Annotated in this window: 10 protein-coding genes and 1 pseudogene; 5 read left to right on the top strand and 6 right to left on the bottom strand. The window is 68.5% G+C overall.

Annotated features, from left to right (window positions below; all coding sequences use genetic code 11):
• Nucleotides 1-112 precede the first annotated feature (112 nt).
• Nucleotides 113-490: a YkvA family protein gene (locus tag P3H15_RS46105; RefSeq protein ID WP_276143444.1), complete on the top strand. Its 378-nt coding sequence runs from the start codon at nucleotides 113-115 to the stop codon at nucleotides 488-490.
• Nucleotides 491-695: 205 nt separating this feature from the next.
• Complete coding sequence (locus P3H15_RS46110; protein ID WP_276143433.1) at nucleotides 696-1,289, top strand: hypothetical protein; 594 nt, start codon at nucleotides 696-698, stop codon at nucleotides 1,287-1,289.
• A gap of 128 nt (nucleotides 1,290-1,417) precedes the next feature.
• On the opposite strand, the gene P3H15_RS46115 is transcribed toward P3H15_RS46110, so the two are convergent.
• Both P3H15_RS46115 and P3H15_RS46120 read right to left on the bottom strand, forming a co-directional pair.
• On the bottom strand, nucleotides 1,418-1,771 hold the full coding sequence (locus P3H15_RS46115) for a hypothetical protein (RefSeq protein WP_276143434.1): 354 nt from the start codon (nucleotides 1,769-1,771) through the stop codon (nucleotides 1,418-1,420).
• Nucleotides 1,772-1,828: 57 nt separating this feature from the next.
• Nucleotides 1,829-2,197 carry a hypothetical protein gene (locus P3H15_RS46120; protein WP_276143435.1) on the bottom strand — a complete coding sequence of 123 codons (369 nt, stop codon included), beginning with the start codon at nucleotides 2,195-2,197 and terminating at the stop codon, nucleotides 1,829-1,831.
• Between the two features lie 212 nt (nucleotides 2,198-2,409).
• Between P3H15_RS46120 and P3H15_RS46125 the strand changes: the two genes are divergently transcribed.
• Complete coding sequence (locus P3H15_RS46125; RefSeq protein WP_276143436.1) at nucleotides 2,410-2,937, top strand: hypothetical protein; 528 nt, start codon at nucleotides 2,410-2,412, stop codon at nucleotides 2,935-2,937.
• A gap of 166 nt (nucleotides 2,938-3,103) precedes the next feature.
• Here P3H15_RS46125 and hadA read toward each other — a convergent pair whose 3' ends face one another.
• Complete coding sequence (gene hadA, locus P3H15_RS46130; RefSeq protein ID WP_276143437.1) at nucleotides 3,104-3,580, bottom strand: (3R)-hydroxyacyl-ACP dehydratase subunit HadA; 477 nt, start codon at nucleotides 3,578-3,580, stop codon at nucleotides 3,104-3,106.
• 760 nt (nucleotides 3,581-4,340) lie between these two features.
• On the opposite strand from hadA, the gene P3H15_RS46135 reads away from it, so the two are divergent.
• Both P3H15_RS46135 and P3H15_RS46140 read left to right on the top strand, forming a co-directional pair.
• A complete protein-coding gene (locus tag P3H15_RS46135; RefSeq protein WP_276143438.1) occupies nucleotides 4,341-4,709 on the top strand; it encodes a hypothetical protein in 369 nt (122 codons plus the stop codon).
• Nucleotides 4,710-4,949: 240 nt separating this feature from the next.
• Nucleotides 4,950-5,096 carry a hypothetical protein gene (locus P3H15_RS46140; RefSeq protein ID WP_276143439.1) on the top strand — a complete coding sequence of 49 codons (147 nt, stop codon included), beginning with the start codon at nucleotides 4,950-4,952 and terminating at the stop codon, nucleotides 5,094-5,096.
• Between the two features lie 65 nt (nucleotides 5,097-5,161).
• On the opposite strand, the gene P3H15_RS46145 is transcribed toward P3H15_RS46140, so the two are convergent.
• From P3H15_RS46145 to P3H15_RS46155, 3 genes and pseudogenes are all read right to left on the bottom strand, one after another.
• Entirely contained in the window at nucleotides 5,162-5,728 is a 567-nt protein-coding gene (locus P3H15_RS46145; protein ID WP_276143440.1) for a transporter associated domain-containing protein, read from the bottom strand.
• A 233-nt stretch (nucleotides 5,729-5,961) separates the two neighbouring features.
• Entirely contained in the window at nucleotides 5,962-6,153 is a 192-nt protein-coding gene (locus tag P3H15_RS46150) for a hypothetical protein (RefSeq protein WP_276143441.1), read from the bottom strand.
• A 21-nt stretch (nucleotides 6,154-6,174) separates the two neighbouring features.
• Nucleotides 6,175-6,389: pseudogene (locus P3H15_RS46155) on the bottom strand (antitermination regulator); the annotation flags it as partial.

Consider the following 6,389-nt stretch of genomic DNA (forward strand, 5'->3'; position numbering starts at 1 on the left):
GACCCCAAACACCCAACAATAGGACGTTCACCAGTCACGAACGTCCCTATCACGTTCACTCCATGTGGTCCGCCTCCCGCCTGATCGGAACGCGTCCTCGGTCGACGGTCGGATCGCAAGGGCCCTGGGCTACCGGCTGATCCTGTTGGGTGTGCTGTGGGCGGCCAAGCCGGACGAGGCGAGCATCCGCGAAGCGCTGCGGCTGCTCCCGGACGTGGTGCGGTTGATCCGCCGGTTGGCCGGCGACTCGACCCTGCCCCGAGGCGTGCAGGTCCGCCTGGTGTTGGTGCTGGGCTACCTGTTGCTGCCGATCGATCTGGTCCCGGAATTCATCCCCATCCTCGGCTATGCCGACGATGCAGTGATCGTCGCGCTCGCACTGCGGTCGGTGGCCCGCCGCGCGGGACCGGCGGCACTCGACGAGCACTGGCCAGGAACGCCCGCGGGCCTCGCGGCGGTGCGCCGTCTGGCCGGGATCCCGCCGGTGTGAGCGGCTTCGCGTAGTCAACAGGACAAGTCCGCCAGACGTTCGGGCAGCGCACCGGAGCGCCGCCGGCGCGCGATTGGGGACCGGGCACACGGGGTAGTCGCGGTATACGCCTCGCGCGCACCGACGCGCCATGTTCCACACGCTCCCGACGCCCGACGCGGTGCGTGGCGACGACACACAGCAAGTGGGTTCGATCATGAAAATAATGAAAACCAAAACCAAAGTTGAGGTTGCCGCAGCGGTCGGCGCCGGATACCTACTGGGGCGCACACACCAGTTGAAGCTGGCCGTGAAGATCGCTGGAGCGGGCGGGCGGTCCCCCAAGGGGCCCGAGGATCTGCTCGCACAGGGCTCAGAGTTCCTCGCCGCGTCTCCGGAGATCGGGAAACTCGGCGATTCGGTTCGGGACGAGCTCCTCGACACGGCAGCCGCCACGGCCGAGGCCACCAGCGAGCACGTCGGTTCGTTCCGCGACCGCCTCCGGTCGCGCGGCGCGCACGTCGTGGCCGGCGGCGGGCACCTGGTCGCCGGGGTGAAGAAGAGGGTCGGCCGTCGCGGGCACGCCCACCCGCCGGACTCCGAGGACTCCACCGTCGACGAGGCAGTGGACCACGGACAAGACGAGGACGGGCGTTCGTCTCAGGCGGCCCAAGAAGAACACCAGCCGAAGCCGCACAGACTGCGCAGACCACGGATCACGACGCCCAGTGACTCGGCGGAGGCGTCCCGCGACGAATCCGCACCGGAAGCACCACCGGACACTGCCGCACGCAGGAAGGGAACGGCCAAGGCGCACTAGCCTCCTCACCCGCGGGCTGCCCGGTGCGCCTCGATCAGCGCCGGGTTGTGCGTGCCCGCGTCCCGGTTGTCGATTCGCTCTGACCGCGTTGCACCGGGCGCGGTTCGGCGTTCCTGGCCTGACAGACGCTAGGCGCTCTTGAAGAGAGAGTTCTTCGTCGAGGAAGCCGGCACGATCCCCAGCCGCTGCAGCTCAGCACCGACACCGGTGACGTCACCGTCAGCTTGGTCGAGCAACTGCAGGCCCTTCTCCACTGCACGCCAATCCGCCGACAGGTCGAAGAATCCCAAGAGATCAACGACCTCGGCCACCCACCGCTTCCCGCCGCGTCTGTCACGTGGAAGCTGGTCATAGTAGATCGCCATGGCGTCGCTCACCGACTTCTTGCGCTGCCCCCACTTCTCGCCCCTCCGGGCCGCGTCACCGGCCAGACGCCACAGCTGCGCAACGTCGACGCGCCGATCCAGCACCGGTTCCCTCACGCCTGCACACTAGCGATCCGGCAGGACACATGAGGCCCTGTTGCAGGTCGCCGATCGTCATCGCGATGCTCCGATCGGCGTTGGGCGGTGGACGAGCCGGTGGCAGACGCACCACCCCCCGCACCTGGTTTCCGATTCTGCGGGGCGGTCAGCCCTGCGAGATGTCGTCGACGCTGCGCACCGCGGGGAACACCGGACCACGAGCCCGTCCACGAGCTGCTGCGCCTCGCGCCGTTGCTGGCGCAGCGCCGCCGCCTCCGCCTCTGCCTCCGCCCGGAATCGTGCGGCCAGACTGCGATCGACTGCCCGCGCCTGCTGGGCGCGGGCCTGGGCGTCCTCGATGCGCTCCGAGAGGATCTCGATCTCCGCGCGCAGCTGGTCGAGGAAGACGCGGGCCTGGGCGGTGTCGCGGTCCGGTGTGGTCATCCGGTCATCTCCTGCTCAGGGGCGGCAGGCTCCGGGTGGGCGCCGCGCGGGGTCGGACGGCGCCGGTGCGGTCACCGCGACATCGTGCAGGGCGCCGGCGGCCGGCGTCAAAGCGTTCGGACCGCTTTCCGGCCGCCCGTTCGAGTTCGGCTTGCGAGCCCACCCCGCGACGATGCAGCCCGTTCATCCCCCACCGTCGGAGGCCCTCATTGGTGACCATCCTCATTGTTCTCACCCTCGTCGTCGCCCTGATCAGCGTCCTCGGCGCCTACCTCACCACCGCGGCCGTCGCGGCCGGCGAACTGCGGCGCGCGAACACCCACCGCCGCGCACAGGTCCCGGACGAGCCCGGCCCGCCAGCACGCCCCGAGCCGGCAGCGAGGACGACAGACCAGAGTGAGGCCCATCGCCTCTATAGCCACCCATCCAGGGTCTGCGATCATGGCCACGAGGCACCGAGACGGCAGTGCGCACTCGGCCTCACTCGAGGAGACCGCAGGGTGTCAGACTTCGACGAGCGCGAGTTCGAGCGGGTCGCGAAAGCCACAGTGGAACAAACGCTGCAACGAGTGATGGATCGGCTACAGCGCGAATGCACGGGCATGTCGGTCGAAGAGACGAAACGCCGTGTGGCCCTGGCGTGGGAGGATGCCACCGATGCGGCGATCACCGATCCCGCGTTGACGACGTACGCCACCCAGCTGGCCGCCGGCTCCCGGGTCATCATCAGGCTCGACTAGCGGGGACGGGGACCATATCCGTGGGGCGATCTGTCCCGTGCGGGACTGGTGCTCGATCGAACCGTTCGTAGTGCGCACGGGCCGTGCTGCGGTGCACCGAGGGTGCCGTGGCCCGACCGTCTGCGCGGCCCTGCGGTGTTTCACCCCCGGGCCGGGCGGTCCCGGGTCACCGGCCGTAGGCCACCAGCGTCGTCCACATCGTCTGCACCGGCGCCTCGTGCTGGTCGAGCATGATCGTCTTCGTCACCAGGATGTCGCTGCCGGCGGCCTGGCGGAACGAGTCCAGGACGACGTCGCAGATCAGCCGGTCGCCGACCTCGATGGGCCGGTGGAACCGCAGGCGTTGATCGGTGTGCAGGACCTCGCTGGGGTCGTAACCGGTGACGATCTCGTCGAACAGGTGCTGCTGGGCGACCATCGCGACGAGGGACCCGAAGGTGAGCGGGGCGATCAGCCCGTCGTACCCGAGGCCCGCGGCGGCGTCCTCGTCGCGGTGCGCCGGATGCGGGTCGTGCACGGATCGGGCGAACTCGCGGATCTTCTCGCGGCCGACCTCGTAGAAGTCGCTGACCCGGTAATGGTGACCGACCAGGCCCGCCGTCCGCTGCGCCCGGACAGTCCTTTCGGCGCGGGTGGTGGTCACGGGAAGAAAATCTACCCGCTCCGGTGCCGCACCGCTCGGCACCCGCACGGCGCGCGTGTCGGACGGGCCTGTGCGACAACGGATGTCGTGCTCGACATCCCCTCGTCGCCCAGGAACTTCGCCCGACGCAGGATGTGGACAGCGTGGAGTTACGTCACCGGCGTTGCCGCCGGACGAGGACGGCGACCGCGGCGCCTCTCGGCCGCGGGGAACCTCCTTTCCTCCCCACCTTCCCTCCACTTCCTGTCGAATCTTTCGAATGATCGGATACCCGATGACTCCGAAGAGCGAGTACACACCCACCGCAGCCATCACCACGACCAGAGTCCCGCCGGTGTCGTCCGTCATCTCACTTCCCGTGTTCTTCGGAGGGAGCCGAACCACTGAGAATCCGAGGCTTCAAACCCCCACAGGGCCTCGGTCCCGCCCAAGTTGGCGAAAATCCGGGAGTGGACAAACCGTGAGACCGCGCAGTTCAGCGCGCCGTGGCAATGACACGTTCCGCGGGAACCCCCATGCTTGTGTCGGTGCGCAGCCTGCCCCTGCTGTCTCGCATTCGGAGTTGAAAGAGCAGAGTTTGGGGCGTGTAGTAGGAGTTGGCGTCGCTTCCCGGCGGCGCACCCGAAAAAGAGAATCGCTGAAGCGACCAGGATTCGAGCTCGACTGAGCTTGGTCGGTTTCGCCCCTTTCGAAGACGGCTTCGCCTGTTGAGGACGTGGACCCTTACCTTGATCTCTTCGGCGCCACGGAAGGTATGACCGTGTTGAAACAAGCGAAGAAGAATGACCCGCCGCGTCTGCTGGCGAAGATGGTCGTCCTCGGAGCCCTTGCTGCGGTTCCGATGTCCGCGGTGGCAACACCCGCTGCGGCCGCCCCGGTGTCGGGGATTGTGCAGGTCGATCGGGACTGGCAGCAGCCCCGAGGCTGGGACGAGGACGAGAACGAGAACGAGGACAAACAGCAGGACGAGAACGAGCTCAACCCGTTCGGTTTTGGTCTGTTCGGCGAAGCCATCCCGTTCGGCGACATGTTCGGCGACATGTTCGGCGACATGTTCGGCGGATCGAATCCGTTCGGTGGTCTGTTCGGCCAATCCATCCCGTTCGGCGACATGTTCGGTAGCAGCTGAGCCGGCTGTGCGGTGATGTTCGGTGACCGAAGCTTCATCGGATGCGAACCTGCCCCGGCCTACCTCGACGTAGGCCGGTTCGTCAGGATCGAGACCTGAATCCGCCCCGGATCGCGGGACTTCTTCCGGGGTAGAACCGGCAGGACTGCGCGTCCTCGGCCGGCTGGCCGGCAAGTCGCCGCTCTCCGGCCTCGGCTCGGGCCTGTCCGGGATGAACCTGTCCGGGATAAAGGAGAGTGGTTGAGCTGCACCGCCCTGGTCGCCCTGGTCGCCCTGGTGCTCCCCATCGTCATCGGGCTGTTGATGGGTCCGGATCTGCTCGTGATCGCCCTGCCGGCCCCGCTCGTGGCCGGACTCGTCGCGGCCGTCCGCGCCGTCGCACGGTGACCCGCCCCGCCGGGGCCATCCCACACAGTGGTTGTGTGCGCCCGGCGCGGTGAGCGGGGTGCACGCTACGCGGAAGTACCGCCGGCATCGGCGGTGGACGGCGCCGACTTGGCCTTCGCCTGCGCCTTACCGGTGGCGCCTCCCCTTGCGGGCGGCACCCCCGGTGGCGTCGACTGTGCGGGTGCGGCCGGTGTCGGCTTCGCGGCCGCCTTCCCGGCGGTGCCTCCCGTCGCGGGCGATGCCTCCGAGTCGGGGGTGGCGGTGCTCCCGGGTTCGACCTCGGGCCCGGCGTCGGCCTTGTCCGGCCTGTGCGTCAGTTCGCCCAGTTTGCTGCGCGTCCAGGACCACACGCCGCCAGCCGCTTCCCCCAGCACCCCGACAGCGTGTTTGGCGGTGCGGGCGGCACCCCCGACGAGGGTCGTGGCGGTGGTGGCGCCCAGGACCTCGAACACCGCCGGCGTGGGGATCTCCCGAGGGAGCTTCGGCCGAATGTGCTCGTCGAAGAAGACGATGCCGTCCCCGAGCTCGGGGATCCGTTGGAGCCGATGCAGCACAAACCCGGCCACAGTGTCGTAGGACCCGTCGGGCAACGTGATGCCGGTGGCGGTGTCGAAGTCCTCGACGATCAGCATCCCGTCCACCTGATGACGGGCCGGACCAATCGATTCGGTCGATCCGTTTCCAGGGTACGACCCGTTCTGCATGCCGAGTTCATCCACCCCCATCCGCCGCGCTGACCGCGCCGAACAAAAGTTCACGGCCGCAGAAGGCGCACCGGGCCGAGATGATGGTCGACAGTTGCGACGGGATACGCGTCACGAGATGCGGATTCGTCAATCGTGGCGTCGGTCGGGCCGCCGGACCGCTACCTGTCGGTGCCGAGTGCGGACTCGATGGGGGGCGGGGCCGGATGGTCATGGACCACGTGCTCCCACCAGGACTCGAGTGGGCTGGGTTCGGGCCACACGATCGCGTCGTCGACGACCGGCGACGCGCTCTCACCCGGTTGGCTCGCTGCGGGTCCGGTGGTGTCGTTCCGCCGGTCGGTCTCACGCATGACCGTGTGCATCCTGTCGCGTCAACTCGCGTGCGCGTGCCGGCGTGGGGGAAGTTGGGTGATCAGCTGTTCCCATTCGTCGAACCGGACGGCGCCGGACCGGCGGCGGGGTGCGGGTCCGGCGGCGAGGTCGACCAAACTCCGGGCGGCACCGATCACGGTCAGGTGATGACGGCGGGACACGTCGAGGAGTTCGTCGAACGCCTGGGCGTCGCTGCAGCCGCGGGCGGCGATCA

This window comes from Rhodococcus sp. T2V (assembly GCF_029269925.1).
In the GTDB taxonomy this organism is placed as follows: domain Bacteria; phylum Actinomycetota; class Actinomycetes; order Mycobacteriales; family Mycobacteriaceae; genus Rhodococcus_F; species Rhodococcus_F koreensis.

Excerpts from the sequence above, each read along its gene's own strand:
- P3H15_RS46150 (WP_276143441.1), bottom strand. The coding sequence starts at position 6,153 with ATGCGTGAGACCGACCGGCGGAACGACACCACCGGACCCGCAGCGAGC.
- P3H15_RS46120 (WP_276143435.1), bottom strand. The coding sequence starts at position 2,197 with ATGACCACACCGGACCGCGACACCGCCCAGGCCCGCGTCTTCCTCGAC.
- P3H15_RS46110 (WP_276143433.1), top strand. The coding sequence starts at position 696 with ATGAAAACCAAAACCAAAGTTGAGGTTGCCGCAGCGGTCGGCGCCGGA.
- P3H15_RS46145 (WP_276143440.1), bottom strand. The coding sequence starts at position 5,728 with ATGCTGATCGTCGAGGACTTCGACACCGCCACCGGCATCACGTTGCCC.